The sequence below is a fragment of the Billgrantia antri genome, assembly GCF_019430905.1.
Lineage (GTDB): Bacteria > Pseudomonadota > Gammaproteobacteria > Pseudomonadales > Halomonadaceae > Halomonas > Halomonas antri.
Genome location: NZ_JAHYCA010000002.1, coordinates 558,007 through 574,786, shown reverse-complemented (window position 1 = coordinate 574,786; position 16,780 = coordinate 558,007). Strand labels below are relative to the sequence as shown.

The window sequence follows — 16,780 nt, the reverse complement described above, 5'->3', positions numbered from 1 at the left end:
CGCGCCCGTGGCGCTACTGATAATCGGAGGGATCGATCGCCTTGGCCAGCGAGTTGCGGTCGACCCACTTGCCCGCCTTGGTCTCCTTGTAGCGGAACACCACGCGGTCACCCACCGCCACGGCGAGCTCGGCGTCCTCGGTCTGGTAGCTGTAGGTTTCGCCGTCCACGACCAATTGGAAACGGTAAAGGTCCGGCATGCCCAGCCACTCCTTGAAGGGACCTTCACGCTCCAACGCCTGAAGTTCGCCGCGCGCTTCCAGTTTTGGGGTGCGCTGGCGCTTGCCGCGCCGAAATCCGCCTGCCATGGTCACTCCTCGAAAACGACTGTCGGGGGCTCGGCATTATACGGTGCCGGGCGTCAGGCTCAACCGCCGCCCAGGCTTATTCGCCGAACGCATCGCCGTAGCTGTCCGGCGCCAGGTCCTCGAAGCGGGTGTACTTGCCGATGAAAGCCATGTGCACCGTGCCAATGGGACCATTACGCTGCTTGCCGATGATCAACTCGGCCAGGCCCTGATTGTCGGGATTGTCGGGATTATAGACCTCGTCACGGTAGACGAAGGCGATCACGTCGGCGTCCTGCTCGATGGCGCCCGATTCGCGCAGGTCCGACATCACCGGCCGCTTGTTGGGTCGCTGTTCCAGCGAGCGGTTGAGCTGGGAGAGTGCGATCACCGGACAGCCGAACTCCTTGGCCAGCCCCTTGAGCGAGCGCGAGATCTCGGAGATCTCGCCGGTGCGGTTCTCGGAGAAGCCGGGGATCTGCATTAGCTGCAGATAGTCGATCATCACCAATGCCAGATTGCCGTGCTCGCGCACCAGGCGGCGCATTCGCGAGCGCATCTCGTTGGGCGACAGCGCCGCCGTATCGTCGATGAATAGTTGCTTGTCCTTGAGCAGGTTCACCGCCGACGTCAGTCGCGGCCAGTCCTCGTCCTCGAGCTGGCCGGTACGCACCCGGGTCTGGTCGATACGCCCCAGCGACGACAGCATACGCAGCATCAGCGCATCCGCCGGCATCTCCATGGAGAACACCATCACCGGCTTGTCGCTCGAGATAACGGCATGTTCCACCACGTTCATGGCAAAGGTGGTCTTGCCCATGGAGGGGCGCCCGGCGATGATCACCAAGTCCGAGGGCTGCAGGCCCGAGGTCATCTCGTCTAAGTCGCGAAAGCCGGTGGAGAGCCCGGTCATCTCGCCCTTCATGTTGAACAGCTCGTCGATGCGGTCCACCGCCTTGGCCAGCAGTTCGCTCATGCCGATGGGGCCACCCGACTTGGGTCGTTCCTCGCTGATCTGGAACACCAGCCGTTCGGCCTCGTCGAGCAGTTCATCGGCCGGCCGGCCTTGAGGACTGAAGGCGCCGTCGGCGATCTGGCTGGCCGCGCGGATCAGCTTGCGCAGCGTGGCCCGCTCGCGCACGATGTCGGCGTAGGCGCGGATGTTGCTCGCCGAGGGCGTGTTGCGCGCCAGCTCAGCCAGGTAGGCGAGCCCGCCGACGGTGTCGAGCTGGTCGCGCCCCTCAAGCGCCTCGGACAGCGTGACCACGTCGAGCGGCCTGGCGGCTTCGGCGAGGCCGATCATGGCGTTGAAGATCAGGCGATGCTCGTAGCGGTAGAAGTCGTCCGCCACCAGTCGGTCGGCGACGTTGTCCCAAGCCTGGTTGTCGAGCATCAGGCCGCCCAGCACCGACTGCTCCGCCTCCAGCGAGTGCGGCGGCACCTTGAGCGCAGCGGTTTCCTGATCGAGCTCGAGCGTGTCGTTCATGGTGCGGCAACCTTGATGAGAACGGGCCGTGCCATTCTACCCGATGGCCGGGGCCCACCCTACCTTTCAAAACCACAAAAACCGCGACCGAAAGCGGTCGCGGCAAGGGATCGAAACCGTGCGCGAGCAGTGGCCCGGCCATGGCCGGGCCGCACTGAGAACCTAGAACCAGACCTCGGTCTGCACGCCGAAGCTCCACTGGCCGCCGGTAAAGCCGTCGCTTCCGAAGGCGTCGTCGCCGTTGAAACCGTTGAGCTCCTCGTCCCAGTCGCTCCAGGAGGCGAACAGGCGGATCTCGGGGCGCTGCCAGAAGCCGCCCACCTGGGGCTTGAAGGTCGGTGCGATGGTGAACTTGGTGTAGTCGCCCTCCACCGCGCTGTTGCCGCCGCGACCGCGGGGATCGAGGTCCATCCACTGGTAGCTGGCCTCGTACTGCATCTCGAAATTCTGGGTGAGTTCGTTGGCCAGGCGTACGTTGAAGGTGGCCCAGTCGTACTGGTCGCCCTCGACGTAGCGGTCCTCGCTGGTCTCGGCGAGGATCGCCGGGGCCACGCGCCAGCGCGGCGCCACGTAGGTAGTGCCGTATAGGGCCAGGCGCGTCGCGGCGGCGTCGTCGGTGAGGTCGCCGTCGCTGCCGAGCCCCTTGACCTGGGCGCCAAGGCCCTGACCGTGCAGCACCGCGGCCTTGAAGTTGCCCTCGCCCAGGCCGAAGAAGCTGTCGCCGTGATAGGCCACCATGGTATGGAAGCCGCTGTCGGCAGCGGTCTGTCCCTCGTCGATGTCACGCTCTTGGTTGTCGGCCGCCGACAGGCCGTTGACCATCCACTGCCAGTTGCCGAAGTAGTTGTTGGAGGTGACGACCAGGCTATCGGTGGAGCCGGTATCGTCGGGGTTCTCGCTATCGACGGGAAAGTCGCTGAAGCTGCGCCCGTAGAGCGAGAAGTTCGAACGCCAGCTGTCGGCCAGCTGCATGTCGTAGATACCGGCACCGGTACCGGCAAGGAAGATGATGTCGCTGTCGAGCCAGTGGATGTCGAAATTGTCGCGGTCGAAGCGCTTGCCGGCCCAGATCGAGGCGTTCTCGAAGGCACCGGTGAAGCTCGGCAGCTCACTGAACTCGGCGTAGACCTGGCGCACGTTGAGGTTGGAGTCGTCGTCCCAATCGTTGCTGGTGGTGGTGCCACTGGCCAGCATGGTGCGGTAGTGCGCCTTGGCGCCGTTGTCGAACTGCATGCGGTAGTTGAGGATCGCCTCGGCGTAGGTATCCGGCTCGTTGCCCAGCCGCCCCACGGCGCCGCCCAGCCCGCCGGCCGGGGTCACGTAGGGCCCGCCCTCGATGCTCTTGCGGTCTTCGCCCAGCAGCAGCCCCGAACGGGCATAGACGTTGAACGAGAAGCCCTCCTCGCCGCTGGCCTGACGCTCGACCTTGGCCAGTCGCTCCTTCACCTCGTCGGCGGAAAGACGCCCCTCGACCTGGGCCTCGGCAAGTTCGGCACGCTGCTCCGCGGCAGCGGCACGCTGCTCGGCGGCGGCGATGCGGTTCTCGAGCTCGAGCAGGCGCTGCTCGAGAGAGGCGGTATCGGCAGCGGCGTGCCCCATCATACCGAAGCTGGCCACGGCTACGGCGGTGACAAGCGGGGTTCGTAGCAAGGCAGTCTTCATCGCAGTGGTTCCTTTTATGGTTGTATGTTCGTTTGTTTCACAAGAGAGACGGGGCGAAACACGGCACTGTATCGTTTCAGACAAGCATCGCGACGATGCCTTACGGCCCTGCTGCCCTAGCCTGAAGCCCAACGCATCCAGACCAGGCAAAAACTTAATCGTTTAAGAGTCGTGACGCAAAGGCAAACCGTAATATTACTACCAATGTCTAAGCCGAAATCCGCGTGCGCCGATGTCGGGCCAAACGAACAAGGGGCGCGGGAGAACTCCCGCGCCCCTTGGCGTCGCTGTCGAGTTAGCTGGAAACTGACTCGGCGGCTTACTCCGCGACCACGACCACGCGAACGGTGGCGTCGACTTCGGCGTGCAGGTGCAGGTCGATGTCGTACTCGCCGGTCTGACGGATCGGACCTTCCGGCATGCGAACTTCGCTCTTGGCGACTTCGATACCGGCCTGGCCCAGCGCCTCGGCCAGGTCACGCGGACCGATGGAGCCGAACAGCTTGCCTTCGTCACCGGCCTTGGCCACCAGCGACAGCTCGATTTCGGCGAGCTGGGCGGCACGGGACTCGGCGATCGCCTTGCGCTCGGCGGCCTGGGCTTCGAGCTCGGCGCGCTGCGCCTCGAAGGCTTCCACGTTGTCCTTGGTAGCCGGTACGGCAAGGCCGTAGGGCACCAGGTAGTTACGACCATAACCGGGCTTCACGGCCACCTTGTCACCCAGGCCGCCCAGCTTGCCAATGTTGTCGAGCAGAATGACTTCCATCTCGTTAACCTCTTGTCAGTCGCCGCGAGGGGCCAGACGGCCGCGGAAATCCACGAACACGTCGATGAAGGCCGCCAGCAGCACTATCAGAATCATGGGCCAGGTGGTGATCAGCAGTACGTAGAAGGCGATCAGCCACAGCCCGTTCATGCCCTTTATCCCGATGAAGCCGTGCACCAGCGCCATGCCGGCTATCAGCAACGGCACCCACACCAGCATGGAGAGCGACGGCAATCCCAGCACCATGCCCACCACACCGAACAGCACCAGCAGACCGAGTTCGCGCGGCGCCAGGCGCAGCGCATGGAACTCCAGCCGAAAGCCGCCGGGGTTGTAGAGCCCCGCCTGCCAGGCACGAGCCAGCGCCAGGCAGCCAATGGCGGCAATCAACACCACCAGGCCGGTAATGCCACCGATCAGCAGCGATGCCAGCTGCTCGGTGTCATAGCCCTGGCGTACCAGTTCCGCCAGCATGCGATCGATCTCGTCCGAGCCCTGGCGCAGCTGCTCCAGCAGTGGCCCGGTGCCGCCCGGCGGTACGAAGATGCCGAGCTGGACCAGCACCGCCGTGGCCAGAGTGCCGACGATCAGTGCCTCGCCCCAGCGCATGCGGGAGCGCAACACCACCGCCATCAGCGTGACCAGCAACACGCTGGCCAGCGGGATGACGTCGCCCTGCGTCCACCACCATCCAGCAGGGATGGCAGCCGCTGCCAGCACTGGCAGCGCTGGCGACAAGCCGCGCCGCAGCGTGACCAGGGCAACGATGGCACCGCTCAGCCAGAACAGCCAGGGTACGATCGCTGCCAATGCCGCTCCGCCTACGGCGTAGGGCGTGCCGCGCATCAGCCATCGGGCTATCGGCAACATCGAGTCGCGACTTACTGGTGGCTGTCGGTATAGGGCAGCAGAGCCAGGTAGCGCGCGCGCTTGATGGCGGTTGCCAGCTGACGCTGGTAACGGGCCTTGGTACCCGTGATGCGGCTGGGTACGATCTTGCCGGTTTCGGTGATGTAGGCCTTCAGCGTGTCCAGATCCTTGTAATCGATCTGCTTCACGCCTTCAGCGGTAAAACGGCAGAACTTGCGACGGCGGAAAAAGCGTGCCATGTAAAGACTCCTCGGTACGTGCGATCAGTTGGCTTCGGCAGTTTCTTCGGTGCGCGGCTTCTCTTCGCGACGCGCACGCTTGTCGTCTGCCGGCTTCATCATCGGCGAAGCTTCGGTGATGGCTTCCTTGCAGCGCACCACCAGGCTGCGAATGATGGCGTCGTTGAAGCGGAAGATGTTCTCGATTTCCTCGAGGGTCTCGCCGCTGCACTCGACGTTCATCAGCACGTAGTGAGCCTTGTGGATCTTGTTGATCGGGTAGGCCAGGTGACGACGGCCCCAGTCCTCCAGACGATGCACGGTACCACCGCTCTCGGTAACGATGCTGGAGTAACGCTCGACCATGGACGGCACTTGCTCGCTCTGGTCCGGGTGGACCATGAACACGATCTCGTAATGACGCATGGGATCTCCTTTCGGGTTGGCAGCTTCCGCGTGACACCCGTCCAGGACAGGCGCTCAAGGGAAGCAAGGAGTGATAGTCAAATAATGACGCCCGCTCACACAGGAACGGGCGCCTGCATTCTAGTGACCCGCGCCCCCAGTTGCAAGAGCAGGGCGAGTCCGCGACTCAACCGCCGCGACGCTGGCGCACCGCCTCGAACAGACAGATCCCGGTGGCCACCGAAACGTTGAGACTGGAGACGCTGCCGGCCATGGGCAGCTTGACCAGCCCGTCGCAGGCCTCGCGGGTCAGGCGGCGCATGCCCTTGCCCTCGGCGCCCATCACCAGCGCCGTAGGCCCGGCGAAATCGGCCTCGAACAGCATCGCCTCCGCCTCGCCTGCGGTGCCGGTGACCCACACACCGAATTCCTTGAGCCGGGCCAGCGCTCGGGCCAGGTTGGTCACCTGGTAGACCGGCACGCTCTCGGCGGCACCGCAAGCCACCTTACGTACCGTGGCGTTGAGCGGCGCGGCCTTGTCCTTGGGTACGATCACGCCGTGCACACCGGCGGCATCGGCACTGCGCAGACAGGCGCCGAAGTTGTGCACGTCAGTGACGCCGTCGAGCACCAGCAACAGAGGAGGCGTCTCGTGAGGCCAGGCCTCGAGCTTGAACCAGAGCGACGCCTCGCTCTCGAAAGCGAGCGGTGCAGTGAAGGCAACGACGCCTTGGTGCGAGGCTTCTCCGGCCAGGCGGTCCAGTTCGTCGCGCGGGTGCCGTTCGATTCGTGCCCCGCCTTGCCGAGCCATGTCGACCAGCTCGGCCAGCCGTTGCTGCGCCTCGCCATCCTGCACCCACAGTACACGCGGGCTATCGCCTCGCTGCAACAGGGCGCGCACCGCGTGCACGCCGAACACCGCATCGAGCCCGGCAGGCATGCCCGACAGGTTCGGCTTGCGGCGTGCTGCCCCTCTTCCCGCGTTACGCGGCTTGCCCTGGCGACCTGAAGCCATCAGCCACGTGCCTTCGGCTTGCGCGGGCCACGGCGCCGCTTGCCACCCTTGCCCTTGCCAGCCTTGTCATCGGACGCTCCCTTGCCGGCACCAGGCTTTGGCGTGAACGCTGCCTCACCCTCACCACGCCGCTTGCGCGGCTGACGCTTGGGCCGCGGCTTCTCGTCCTCGAGCACGAAATCGATCTTGCGCTCATCGAGGTCGACGCGAGCCACCTGCACGGTGACGCCGTCGCCCAGACGGTAGCTCATGCCGGTGCGCTCGCCCTTGAGGCGATGCTTCTCGGGCTCGTAGTGGTAGTAGTCCGAAGGCAGCGAGGTGACGTGCACCAGCCCCTCGACGTAGACCTCGTCGAGACGCACGAAGATACCGAACTGCGTCACCGAAGCGATGGTGCCTTCATAGACCTCGCCCAGCTTGTCGGACATGAACTCGCACTTGAGCCAGTCCTCCACGTCGCGAGTGGCGTCGTCGGCACGACGCTCGGTCATCGAGCAGTGCTCGCCGAGCTCGAGCATCTGCTCGAAGGTGTAGGGGCACCACTTGCTGGGCGGCTCCACCGGCGCACCTTCGGCACGCAGCACGGTATTGGTCTGACGCGGTCCGCGAATGACCGAGCGTATCGCCCGGTGCACCAGCAGGTCGGGGTAGCGGCGTATCGGCGAAGTGAAGTGGGCATAGGCCGGGTAGGCCAGGCCGAAATGGCCTTCATTGTGCGGCGAATAGACCGCCTGACTCATCGAGCGCAGCATCACGGTCTGGATCACGTCGGCGTCCGGGCGCCCGCGAATCGCCTCGGCCAGGGCCTGGTAATCCTGCGGCGTCGGCTCGTCGCCGCCGCCCACCGACAGGCCCAGCTCGTTGAGGAACAGACGCAGCTTGTCGAGACGCTCCGGCGAGGGACGCTCGTGGATGCGATAGAGCGCCGGCAGGTCGTGCTTGTCGAGAAAGCGCGCGGTGGCCACGTTGGCCGCCAGCATGCACTCCTCGATGAGCTTGTGGGCGTCGTTACGCTGCCGAGGCACGATCTTCTCGATCTTGCGCTCCTCGTTGAAGACGATCGCCGTTTCAGTGGTCTCGAAATCGATGGCGCCGCGCTCCTCGCGAGCCTGACGCAATACCTTGTAGAGCTGGTGCAGTTCCTGGAGCGGCTTGACCAGTTCGTGATACTCGCGACGCAGCGCATCGTTATCGGGATCGTCCTCGTCGAGAATCGCCGCCACCTTGGTGTAGGTGAGCCGGGCATGCGACTGGAACACGGCCTCGTAGAAGTGATAGCGGCTGATTGCCCCGCTCTTGGAGATGTTCATCTCGCATACCATCGCCAGGCGGTCGACGTGCGGATTGAGCGAGCACAGCCCATTGGAGAGCAACTCGGGCAGCATCGGCACCACCTGCCCGGGGAAATAGACCGAGTTGCCGCGGCGAATCGCTTCTTCGTCGAGCGAACTGCCCGGACGCACATAGTGCGACACGTCGGCAATGGCGACGATCAGCTTCCAGCTCCCGGACTTGGTCTTCCAGGCGTATACCGCGTCGTCGAAATCCTTGGCATCCTCGCCGTCGATGGTCACCAGCGGCAGATGGCGCAGGTCGATACGATGCTGCTTGTCCTGTTCGGCCACCTCGGCAGACATCCCGGCGATCTGATCGTGCACCTCGGGAGGGAATTCGGCCGGGATCTCGTAGCTGCGGATCGCGATGTCGATCTCCATGCCCGGGTCCATACGCTCACCGAGCACCTCGACCACCTCGCCCACCGGCTGCACCCGGGTCTCGGGCTGCTGCACGATACGGGCCGACACCACTTGCCCATCCTGAGCTCCGCTGCAGGCACTGTGGGGGATGATCACCTCCTGGGTGATGCGCGGATTCTCGGGGATCAGCACGCCGAACTCGGGGGTGTTGGCGCGATAGACGCCGACGATGGTCTGGGTATTGCGCGCCAGCACCTCGGCGATGGTCGCTTCGTCGCGACCGCGGCGGTCGCGACCGCTGATACGCACCAGCACGTAGTCGCCATGAAAGACCCGCCGCATCTGCCGCGGCGGCAGTACCAGATCGGGTTTCTTGCCGTCGTCGCGCAGCACGAAGCCGAAACCGTCACGATGCCCCAGCACCTTGCCCTTGATCAGGTCGAGCTTGTCGATCAGCGCATAGGCCCCGGCGCGGTTGCGCAACACCTGGCCATCGCGCTCCATGGCCGCCAGCCGGCGACGCACGGCTTCCTGGAGATCCTCGTCATCGAGGCCCAGCATGCGGCTCATCTTCTCATGGGTGATCGGCTTGCCGTACTCTTCCAGTCGCGCCAACAGGTACTCGCGGCTGGGTGCCGGCTTGTCGTACTTGTGGGCTTCACGGCTGGCGTGGGGGTCGTCGCTGAGCGTCCAATGAGTCATGCGTGGGGCATCCTAGGCAACGGGAGCAGCGTTCGGGGAAGGGCGCGGAAAAGAGGCCGCGTGCGTAGGGTGTTGCTAATGGAGTCGTTTGTCATGCCCCGCAGTATAGCGCCGGTGCCGGTTCGGCCCAACCATGACGGCACGATCAGAGGAAAGACCCTGGCGAGATCGCGCAGAGCCTTGCGTCTTTTTCACGCCGACGGCGAGGTGAAATTTCGGTGGGCGCTCTTGCATTGGGCCACAATTTGGGTAAGATACGCGTCGCCTGCCCAGATGGCGGAATTGGTAGACGCGCTAGCTTCAGGTGCTAGTGTCCTTACGGACGTGGAGGTTCAAGTCCTCTTCTGGGCACCATCGCTTCCTGCGAAGCGTTGGTCGGGTCAGGCCCCTGCTCTTTGTCAGCTCGAATCGCTCGTGTTCGCCCAGGTGGCGGAATTGGTAGACGCGCTAGCTTCAGGTGCTAGTGTCCTTACGGACGTGGAGGTTCAAGTCCTCTCCTGGGCACCATCCCAGGCACGCGAACACACGGCGATAACGACAACGGCATGATGCGCCCAGGTGGCGGAATTGGTAGACGCGCTAGCTTCAGGTGCTAGTATCCTTACGGATGTGGAGGTTCAAGTCCTCTCCTGGGCACCACCGCTCTTTCGAGCGAATCGCGTCATGCAAGCTGAGCATTTCCAGAGCAAACCAACGAATTAATTTAAGGAACCGCGACCAATCGCGGTTTTTTTGTGCCTGTGCTTCGCTCGCGCAGCGACTTCAATAACGAGAAGGAAGGCGCGCAACCTCGTCGAGCGCCCATCCCTCGGTCACGACTTCCCCTTCCAGCACCTCGGCCACCACCTCGGGCAGGCGCGGGAAGAAGTTCAGCCCGGTACGCGCCTCCACCTCGTCGATACTCACCAGGTAGTCGTCCAACGGCTCGTCGCCGCGTACCTCCTGCGGCATGATGAAGGCCAGCGCCCTGGGCGTCTCGGCCGGCACCACGACGATCTTGAAGAAGGCTTCGGGAACCTCGACCAGCCCCACCCGGTGGGTAACGTTGTCGAGGAAGCGCTCGGGGAAGACCGGACCGGTGATCACCTGTACCACCCCGAAGCGCGGCACGAAGTGATCGATCACCACCTCCTCCAGGCGCTGCCAGAGCCGGCGATTGAGATTGGGCCGCTGGGGCGAGATGTTGCTCATCAGGAACGACTGCTGCTGGGCACGGGCACCATGCACCGTGGCAACGGCATAGTTGGGCGCCAAGTGGCCGCGGTCGTAGCCGCTGTCGAAATAGCTATCGGCACTTATCGGCCACAGGGTGCGCCAGTCCCGGCGAAAATCGGGGCGCGGCCCGGCGCGAGGATCCTCTACTTCATGCAGCAGGTAGCTGACCCACAGCGGATTGACGCGCACATCGGACCAGCCCACAAGAAAGCCGTCGTTGCGCAGCACGCGGTGCACGCTCAACGGCATCGGATCCTGCCAAGTGGGCACGCCCATCCAGCTCAGCTGGTCGCGGTACTCCTGCTCCTGGGTGTACCACAGGCCACTTCCGACCACGACGAAAGCAAGCGTGATGACGAACTGCCGGGTGCGGGAGCGCCAGCGTGACAGCGGCGAGCGACGCCGCCTGCTGCGAGAACGTGCAAGAGCCATGGATCGGTCCAGAGGGTGCCACCGCCGGCGCCCGGAAGCGCCGGCATTGAATAACGGTCGCGGAGGGAGTGCGCCGGCTACCAGCCCAGAGAGAACATGGTCTCGAGGTCGTGCCGGGAGTGCACCTGCATGGCATTGAGGGTTTCGGTATCGCGTATGCCTTCAACGGCATTGAGGCGTTCGGTCACCAATTCGGCCAGGCTCTCGAAATCCGGTGTGCGAGCGATCGCCACCAGGTCGTAGCGGCCACAGGTGGAGTAGACCTCGCTGATTCCTTCGACGTCGGCGAGCCGCTCGGCCACCGCCTTGACCTGGCCCTTGTCGGTATTGATCAGGATCACGGCATTCTGCATCGGGCTCTCCCTTGTCTTGTCCCCGTCGGGCTCCACCGCGGCAGACATCGCCGCGACCTGGCGCGAGTATAGCAGGCCGGCCGCGGCGGCTGAATCGCCCCCTCAGAGACAGGGGGGCAGGAATACGATCGGATAGCCCACGAACAGGGTGCCGCCCGCCGAGAACAGGAAAATCCCCGCCGAGACGTAGGCGAAGAAGCGCTCACGCCGGGGCTCCGCCCTTCGCCCTGCCACTACGCTGGCCCAGGCCAACCACAGCAGCAGCAACACGGTGAAGAGCGTGGCCAGTCCCACCCCGATATTGATGCCGGTCAGCATGTCACGTTCGGGGTCGGGCGGCGCCACCGAGCAGGCCACCGAGAGACCGGCATAGATCGCCACGAACCAGATGCCCCAGAGGGTGACGCCGCTGACCAGGTGAATGGGATGCGTCAGTCTCAGCAGGCGCTTCATGATGTCCCTCCCAGCAGTACCGGCAGCAGCCAGATGGCAGCGAACAGGGACCAGTAGACGACCAGGTTGTAGGACCACAGGCGCAGCACTACCACGGGTTCCATGGGCGCCTCGGCCCCCACGTAGCCATACCCCACCCGCAGTCCCTGCAGCAGACATAGCACGGCTCCCAGCAGCGCATGAATCAGGACGTAGATCAAAGCCACCAGCAGCGTGGCGTCGTGGGCGGTTTCGCTGGGTGCCAGCGGTGCCTGCCAGATCGCCACGCCAAGCAGCATCGCTTGCAGCGCGCCAAGCCCAGCCGTCAGGTACATGCCGCCGCCGAGCCCGGCGTCGCTGCCGCGCTGCAGGCGTCGCACCAGCCTGGCCAGCCACGCGGCCCCCAGCGTCAGCACGAGACCCGCCCCCGCCAGCAGCGGCAGAGAGAGCGGCGAAGATGCCGGCATCTGCCACTCGGGCGCCACGGTCCACAGGTAGAACCAGCCGAACAGCAGCGAGAGGTAGAACGAGCCGTTGGCCAGATGCGAGACCGACATGCACCATACCCCGGGCCCGTTCAGGGTGCGCGAATGCAGCGGCGGTTGGCCGGGCGCCACCGTGGCGTCCGGTGCCGCCTTGGGATGAGCGCCGTTCTCCCACGACCAGCGTAGCAGGAGCACGGCGGCCACCAGCGTCGCCACCGCGGCCAGCAGGTAGATCTTGATCAGCAGACTGATGCATACCACCGCCAGGGTCAGAGCGGCTAAGAAGGGCCACCAGGAGTTGGTGGGCAAATGAACGACTTCGCGCGGCTTGCCGGTCAAGGGGTCGCTGCCCCAGGTTTCGCGACGCCCGTGGTCGATGGTGTTGAGTCCATGGCGGCCCTCGGTAATGGTGCGCGGCAGCTCGGGAACCTCCCATAGAGGGTGGCGCGTCTCGAGCCGCGGCAGGCTGACGAAGTTGTAGGGCGTCGGCGGCTTGGGCATGGCCCACTCCAGACCACCGGCATTCCAGGGGTTCTGCGGCGCCCTCCTGCCAAAGCGGAAGTGCAGCGCGACATCGAGAATCAGCAGCGCCACGCCGGCGGACATCGTGAACCCGCCGACGGACGAGATCAGGTTGTAGATGTCCCAGCCCATTGCCGAGTCGTAGGTATACACGCGTCGACGCATGCCCAGCAGCCCCGTCCAGTGCATGACCAGGAAGGTGGTATTGAAGCCGAGGAAGAGCAGCCAGAAGCTCCACCTGCCCAGTTGCTCGGAGGGCATCCGTCCCGAGATCAACGGCAGCCAGTAGTAGAGCCCGGCGATCAGCGGAAACAGCATGCCGCCCACCAGCACGTAGTGCATGTGCGCCACCACGAAATGCGTGTCGTGGACCTGCCAGTTGAACGGCACCAGCGCCAGCATCACCCCGGTCAGCCCACCCAGCACGAAGATCACCAGGAACCCCGCGACCCACAGCATCGGCAGCGACATGACCGGTCGCCCCAGCCACAGCGTCGCGAGCCAGACGAAGATCTGAATGCCGGTGGGAATCGCCACCAGCATGCTCGCTGCCGAGAAGAACGCCAGCGCCAGCTGCGGGATGCCCAGGGTGAACATGTGGTGCACCCACAGACCGAAGCTGACGAAGCCCATGATGACGATCGCCGCCACTACCCAGCCGTAGCCGACGATGGGGCGCCGGGCGAAGACCGGGATCAGGGTAGAGACGATGCCCGCCCCCGGCAGGAAGATGATGTAGACCTCGGGATGGCCGAACAGCCAGAACAGGTGCGCCCACAGCACCGGGTCGCCGCCGCCGGCCACGTCGAAGAACGGCATGCCGGCGGCACGCTCCAGCTCGAGCAGGATACTGCCGAGAATCAGCGGCGGAAAGCCGACCACGATCATCAGCGCCATGGCCAGGATGTACCAGGCGAACAGCGGCATCTTGTGCAGGGCCATGCCTTCGGTACGCGTACGCAGGATCGACACCACCAGCTCCACCCCGGCGGAAAGCGCCGAGATCTCGACGAAGGTGATGCCAAGCAGCCAGAAGTCCGAGCCACGCCCGGGTGAGTAGTCGCCGCTACTCAGCGGGGTGTACATGAACCAGCCGCTGGACGGGGCCATCTCGAACAGCAGGCTCGATACCAGGATGATGCCGCCGAACAGGTAGCAGAAGTAGCCGAAAGCTGAGAGTCGCGGACAGACCAGGTCACGCGCGCCGATCATCTTGGGAATCAGGTAGATCGCCAGCCCCTCGAGAATGGGAATGGCGAACAGGAACATCATCACCGTGCCGTGCATGGTGAAGACCTGATTATAGATCTCGTGCGACATGAAATCGTTGCCGGGGAAAGCGAGCTGGGTGCGGATCAGCATTGCCAGCAGTCCGCCGATCAGGAAGAAGATCGCCCCGGTGACCATGAAGCGCAGCCCGACGCTGGTATGGCTGACCACGGTCAGGGCAGCCAGGCCGCGCGGGTTGGCCCAGACATCGGCCATGCCCTCGTGCAGGCGACGAACTTCGGGAGTCAGGGTTACATCCTTGTCATCGCTCATGGTTCCAGCGTCTCCAGCCAGGCACCGATCTCGTGTAATGTCTCGGTATCGATGTGGTGATGGGGCGGCATCCGGTTGCCGGGCTTGAGCGTCTGATGGTGCTGCAGCCAGTAGGCGATGGCGCCCTCTTCCATGGGCAACACGCCTGCGCCCAGCGAGGGACGGGAGCCGACGTCGCTGAGGTCGGGTCCGCGAATGTCGTGCTCCAGGTCGTCGACGACGAGTTCGTCGGGAAAGCCAGCGACGGTGTGGCAGGCGGCACAGTGCTCGCCGAAGGCCTCCCGCGCCTGATCGAACCCTGGCTGCAGCTCGGGCGAAGAGCGGCGCTCGGCGAGCCAGGCGTCAAAGGCGTCGCGCTCGAGTGCTTCGACGTGGAGCAGCATGTGGGTATGCTGCGCACCGCAATACTCGGCGCACTGCGCGCCAAACACGCCGGGCGAGTCGGCCTCGAGGCGAACGATGCTGTCGCGTCCGGGGACCATGTCGCGCTTGCCGCCCAGCCGCGGTATCCAGAAGGCATGAATGACGTCGTCGCTAGTAAGGTGGAAGTCGACGGGCTCGCCGGCCGGCATCACCAGGCGATTGGCGGTGACCACCTCACGCTCCTCTCCCTCGCCGGGATAGCGCACCTCCCACCACCACTGGTGGCCGATCACCTCGATGCGCTCGGCCTCGCCCTCAGGGAACGGCAGCATGCCACGGCCGGTGGGCGCGGCGAACACAAGCAGCGCAACGATGCTGACCACCGGCAGCGCGACGCCGCCACCCAACACCCAGCGCAGCATGATGCGGCGCTCCTCGCGCGGCGTACGCGACGCAGGCTCGCGGCGACAAAAGGTGTAGAACCACAGCGCATAAACGCCAAGAGAAACGGCGACGGCGACGGCGAGCATGGCCCACCAGACCCAGAACTGCTGGCGAGCGGCCGACCCCGCAGTGTCCAGGATCGACATCTCGCCGCCGCAGCCGGCCAGCAGGCCTGCCAGCCACAGGGGCCACCGAGGGAGCCGGCCCGGGCGGTTGACCCGATGCCGGCCAGGGCGTTGAATGCCAGTGAGAGCCCTGAACCGATCGCAAAGGACGCGAACATGGCCGACCAACCGATCCGCACCATCAATAGCCGCATTGCCATCTTCGGCCACCCGATGCACCCGACCCTGGTACATTTCCCGGTCGCCTGCCTGCTGCTGCTGGTCGGCAGCGATGCTGCCTATCTCTATACGGGTGATGTGTTCTGGGCGCAGGCGGGCCTGTGGCTGGCCGGTGTTGGTGCACTTAGCGGCTGGATTGCCAGCACCGTGGGACTGATCGACCTGGTCACGATCCATCGGATCCGACGCAAGCTGCTCGGCTGGTGTCACGCCATCATGGCGGTGATGATGCTGTCGCTGGCCTCGCTCAACTGGCTGTGGCGTTTCCTCGAGGCCACCGACCTGCTGCCCTGGGCCATCGCCCTGTCCCTCCTCACTGCTGTCCTGGTCGGCCTCACCGGCGCCCTGGGGGGCACGCTGGTCTACGAGAAGGCGGTGGGCGTCGAGATCGACGACAAGTGAGAGAGACTGAGTAGGATTCGGCATCGTGACTCTCCTTGTCATGCCTCAAGCGAACGGCTTGCTCAGCACCAGCACCAGGACGGCGAGCATCAGCGTTGCCGAGGCGATCGCGAGCAGCCCGCTGGCAGGCACCAGAAAACGGCGCTGCGCTTGCTCCAGGCGTACGATCAATGCGCCGCACAGGACATGGCACAGCACCATGCCGCTTACTGCCATCAGCTTCAGCACCAGCCAGCCGCCGGTTATCTGCCCGACGAGAAACAGCGCCGTGCCGCTCATGATCGCCAGCAAGGCGAAAGGGGTGGCGACGTAAGTGAAGAGAAAGCGCAGCAATACCGGAACGGGGGCGTCGAAAGACGCCCCCTCCTGTCCTTTGGCGCCCGTCAGCAGCATGGCGGGCAAATAAAGCAGAGACGCACACCAGCACAGCAGCGTGGCAATGTGCAGCACCTTGATCCACGGCATCACGGCATCCTTGCAGCAGCAGTGTGAACCCACCCTAACCAATGTAGGGTAGCGGGGCCAGGTTTACCGCCCGGCGATGCGTGCCTCTACAAGGCCGCACGGCTACCTACGCTATTCTTCTGAAACCGCCCGACACCAGGCAGCTACGGTGCGATACACTTGGCAATTGCGCCCCCGAGAGAAAACGTGTTCCCTGCTTGACGTATAAAGAACTTCGGACCCTGCGCTGAGTCAGATAGATCGGTTGGTGCGTGAAGCAGCGACCATGGCGCCAGTCTGGGCCGAAGCGGAAAGTCTGGACCGTGTCGAAGCAGGAGAGAGAAATCCATGGCCAAAGAGAGCCGGCCTCAGGCTGTACATAGCCGACGTACCTTCCTACGCCGAAGCCTGGTGGCCATCGCCGCCCTGCCGCTGGGAGCCGGCGTGCTGTCGCGCCAGGCTTTTGCGCAGAGCCTGCCGAAGCTCGATCCCAGCGACGAGCAGGCCCAGGCGCTGAACTATGTCGAAGTGGCCGAGCAAGCCAGCGACCACCCCGCCTACGAGGAGGGTGAAGCCTGCCACAACTGCATGTTCTTCCAACGCCGCAACGAGAGTTGCCAACTGTTCCCGCAGAACAGCGTCGAATCCGGCGGCTGGTGCCAGTCCTGGGTCACCGCGGACTGAGCGGGCCTCAA

General features: G+C 64.7%; 17 protein-coding genes and 3 tRNA genes. 5 read left to right on the top strand and 15 right to left on the bottom strand.

Going from position 1 to position 16,780, the window contains the following annotated elements; genetic code table 11:
* Positions 1-13 precede the first annotated feature (13 nt).
* From KPL81_RS07100 to rnr, 9 genes are all read right to left on the bottom strand, one after another.
* The gene (locus tag KPL81_RS07100) at positions 14-307 is read right to left on the bottom strand and encodes a hypothetical protein (RefSeq protein ID WP_209476637.1); all 294 of its coding nucleotides are present in this window, start codon (positions 305-307) and stop codon (positions 14-16) included.
* Positions 308-383: 76 nt separating this feature from the next.
* Positions 384-1,772 (bottom strand): replicative DNA helicase, encoded by a 1,389-nt coding sequence (dnaB, locus tag KPL81_RS07095; RefSeq protein WP_209476636.1) that lies wholly within the window; start codon positions 1,770-1,772, stop codon positions 384-386.
* A 162-nt stretch (positions 1,773-1,934) separates the two neighbouring features.
* A complete protein-coding gene (locus KPL81_RS07090; protein ID WP_219791225.1) occupies positions 1,935-3,434 on the bottom strand; it encodes a carbohydrate porin in 1,500 nt (499 codons plus the stop codon).
* Between the two features lie 319 nt (positions 3,435-3,753).
* Positions 3,754-4,200 carry a 50S ribosomal protein L9 gene (gene rplI, locus KPL81_RS07085; protein ID WP_181515385.1) on the bottom strand — a complete coding sequence of 149 codons (447 nt, stop codon included), beginning with the start codon at positions 4,198-4,200 and terminating at the stop codon, positions 3,754-3,756.
* Positions 4,201-4,215: 15 nt separating this feature from the next.
* On the bottom strand, positions 4,216-5,070 hold the full coding sequence (locus tag KPL81_RS07080; protein ID WP_219791224.1) for a YybS family protein: 855 nt from the start codon (positions 5,068-5,070) through the stop codon (positions 4,216-4,218).
* Positions 5,071-5,081: 11 nt separating this feature from the next.
* Positions 5,082-5,309, bottom strand: coding sequence for a 30S ribosomal protein S18 (rpsR, locus tag KPL81_RS07075; RefSeq protein WP_010629658.1), 228 nt, complete (start codon positions 5,307-5,309; stop codon positions 5,082-5,084).
* 24 nt (positions 5,310-5,333) lie between these two features.
* The gene (rpsF, locus tag KPL81_RS07070) at positions 5,334-5,714 is read right to left on the bottom strand and encodes a 30S ribosomal protein S6 (protein WP_209476630.1); all 381 of its coding nucleotides are present in this window, start codon (positions 5,712-5,714) and stop codon (positions 5,334-5,336) included.
* Positions 5,715-5,880: 166 nt separating this feature from the next.
* The gene (rlmB, locus tag KPL81_RS07065; RefSeq protein WP_209478516.1) at positions 5,881-6,633 is read right to left on the bottom strand and encodes a 23S rRNA (guanosine(2251)-2'-O)-methyltransferase RlmB; all 753 of its coding nucleotides are present in this window, start codon (positions 6,631-6,633) and stop codon (positions 5,881-5,883) included.
* A 74-nt stretch (positions 6,634-6,707) separates the two neighbouring features.
* Positions 6,708-9,107: a ribonuclease R gene (gene rnr, locus KPL81_RS07060; protein WP_219791223.1), complete on the bottom strand. Its 2,400-nt coding sequence runs from the start codon at positions 9,105-9,107 to the stop codon at positions 6,708-6,710.
* Between the two features lie 267 nt (positions 9,108-9,374).
* On the opposite strand from rnr, the gene KPL81_RS07055 reads away from it, so the two are divergent.
* The 3 genes from KPL81_RS07055 to KPL81_RS07045 all read left to right on the top strand — a co-directional run bounded on the left by KPL81_RS07055 (position 9,375) and on the right by KPL81_RS07045 (position 9,746).
* Positions 9,375-9,461, top strand: a tRNA-Leu gene (locus KPL81_RS07055).
* Positions 9,462-9,527: 66 nt separating this feature from the next.
* Positions 9,528-9,614 (top strand) — tRNA-Leu (locus KPL81_RS07050).
* 45 nt (positions 9,615-9,659) lie between these two features.
* A tRNA-Leu gene (locus tag KPL81_RS07045) sits at positions 9,660-9,746 on the top strand.
* Positions 9,747-9,869: 123 nt separating this feature from the next.
* Here the strand turns inward: KPL81_RS07045 and KPL81_RS07040 are convergent.
* The 5 genes from KPL81_RS07040 to coxB form a co-directional block, all read right to left on the bottom strand.
* Positions 9,870-10,754, bottom strand: coding sequence for a DNA/RNA non-specific endonuclease (locus KPL81_RS07040; RefSeq protein WP_219791222.1), 885 nt, complete (start codon positions 10,752-10,754; stop codon positions 9,870-9,872).
* A gap of 77 nt (positions 10,755-10,831) precedes the next feature.
* Positions 10,832-11,107: an Lrp/AsnC family transcriptional regulator gene (locus KPL81_RS07035; RefSeq protein WP_209476624.1), complete on the bottom strand. Its 276-nt coding sequence runs from the start codon at positions 11,105-11,107 to the stop codon at positions 10,832-10,834.
* A 102-nt stretch (positions 11,108-11,209) separates the two neighbouring features.
* Positions 11,210-11,560: a hypothetical protein gene (locus tag KPL81_RS07030; RefSeq protein WP_219791221.1), complete on the bottom strand. Its 351-nt coding sequence runs from the start codon at positions 11,558-11,560 to the stop codon at positions 11,210-11,212.
* On the bottom strand, positions 11,557-14,088 hold the full coding sequence (gene ctaD / locus KPL81_RS07025; protein WP_219791220.1) for a cytochrome c oxidase subunit I: 2,532 nt from the start codon (positions 14,086-14,088) through the stop codon (positions 11,557-11,559). The genes KPL81_RS07030 and ctaD overlap by 4 nt, the downstream gene beginning before the upstream one ends.
* Complete coding sequence (gene coxB, locus KPL81_RS07020) at positions 14,085-15,041, bottom strand: cytochrome c oxidase subunit II (protein WP_240549088.1); 957 nt, start codon at positions 15,039-15,041, stop codon at positions 14,085-14,087. The genes ctaD and coxB overlap by 4 nt, the downstream gene beginning before the upstream one ends.
* Positions 15,042-15,176: 135 nt before the next feature.
* On the opposite strand from coxB, the gene KPL81_RS07015 reads away from it, so the two are divergent.
* The gene (locus tag KPL81_RS07015; protein ID WP_209476616.1) at positions 15,177-15,641 is read left to right on the top strand and encodes a DUF2231 domain-containing protein; all 465 of its coding nucleotides are present in this window, start codon (positions 15,177-15,179) and stop codon (positions 15,639-15,641) included.
* A 45-nt stretch (positions 15,642-15,686) separates the two neighbouring features.
* Here the strand turns inward: KPL81_RS07015 and KPL81_RS07010 are convergent, their stop codons facing one another.
* Positions 15,687-16,106: a CopD family protein gene (locus KPL81_RS07010; RefSeq protein ID WP_219791218.1), complete on the bottom strand. Its 420-nt coding sequence runs from the start codon at positions 16,104-16,106 to the stop codon at positions 15,687-15,689.
* 327 nt (positions 16,107-16,433) lie between these two features.
* On the opposite strand from KPL81_RS07010, the gene KPL81_RS07005 reads away from it, so the two are divergent.
* Positions 16,434-16,769: a high-potential iron-sulfur protein gene (locus KPL81_RS07005; protein ID WP_219791217.1), complete on the top strand. Its 336-nt coding sequence runs from the start codon at positions 16,434-16,436 to the stop codon at positions 16,767-16,769.
* Positions 16,770-16,780 lie beyond the last annotated feature (11 nt).

What these genes read in the sequence shown, in the direction of transcription:
- KPL81_RS07100 (WP_209476637.1), bottom strand. Translation starts at nt 307, where the DNA reads ATGGCAGGCGGATTTCGGCGCGGCAAGCGCCAGCGCACCCCAAAACTG.
- dnaB (WP_209476636.1), bottom strand. Translation starts at nt 1,772, where the DNA reads ATGAACGACACGCTCGAGCTCGATCAGGAAACCGCTGCGCTCAAGGTG.
- KPL81_RS07090 (WP_219791225.1), bottom strand. Translation starts at nt 3,434, where the DNA reads ATGAAGACTGCCTTGCTACGAACCCCGCTTGTCACCGCCGTAGCCGTG.
- rplI (WP_181515385.1), bottom strand. Translation starts at nt 4,200, where the DNA reads ATGGAAGTCATTCTGCTCGACAACATTGGCAAGCTGGGCGGCCTGGGT.
- KPL81_RS07080 (WP_219791224.1), bottom strand. Translation starts at nt 5,070, where the DNA reads ATGTTGCCGATAGCCCGATGGCTGATGCGCGGCACGCCCTACGCCGTA.
- rpsR (WP_010629658.1), bottom strand. Translation starts at nt 5,309, where the DNA reads ATGGCACGCTTTTTCCGCCGTCGCAAGTTCTGCCGTTTTACCGCTGAA.
- rpsF (WP_209476630.1), bottom strand. Translation starts at nt 5,714, where the DNA reads ATGCGTCATTACGAGATCGTGTTCATGGTCCACCCGGACCAGAGCGAG.
- rlmB (WP_209478516.1), bottom strand. Translation starts at nt 6,633, where the DNA reads ATGCCTGCCGGGCTCGATGCGGTGTTCGGCGTGCACGCGGTGCGCGCC.
- rnr (WP_219791223.1), bottom strand. Translation starts at nt 9,107, where the DNA reads ATGACTCATTGGACGCTCAGCGACGACCCCCACGCCAGCCGTGAAGCC.
- KPL81_RS07040 (WP_219791222.1), bottom strand. Translation starts at nt 10,754, where the DNA reads ATGGCTCTTGCACGTTCTCGCAGCAGGCGGCGTCGCTCGCCGCTGTCA.
- KPL81_RS07035 (WP_209476624.1), bottom strand. Translation starts at nt 11,107, where the DNA reads ATGCAGAATGCCGTGATCCTGATCAATACCGACAAGGGCCAGGTCAAG.
- KPL81_RS07030 (WP_219791221.1), bottom strand. Translation starts at nt 11,560, where the DNA reads ATGAAGCGCCTGCTGAGACTGACGCATCCCATTCACCTGGTCAGCGGC.
- ctaD (WP_219791220.1), bottom strand. Translation starts at nt 14,088, where the DNA reads ATGAGCGATGACAAGGATGTAACCCTGACTCCCGAAGTTCGTCGCCTG.
- coxB (WP_240549088.1), bottom strand. Translation starts at nt 15,041, where the DNA reads ATGTCGATCCTGGACACTGCGGGGTCGGCCGCTCGCCAGCAGTTCTGG.
- KPL81_RS07015 (WP_209476616.1), top strand. Translation starts at nt 15,177, where the DNA reads ATGGCCGACCAACCGATCCGCACCATCAATAGCCGCATTGCCATCTTC.
- KPL81_RS07010 (WP_219791218.1), bottom strand. Translation starts at nt 16,106, where the DNA reads ATGCCGTGGATCAAGGTGCTGCACATTGCCACGCTGCTGTGCTGGTGT.
- KPL81_RS07005 (WP_219791217.1), top strand. Translation starts at nt 16,434, where the DNA reads ATGGCCAAAGAGAGCCGGCCTCAGGCTGTACATAGCCGACGTACCTTC.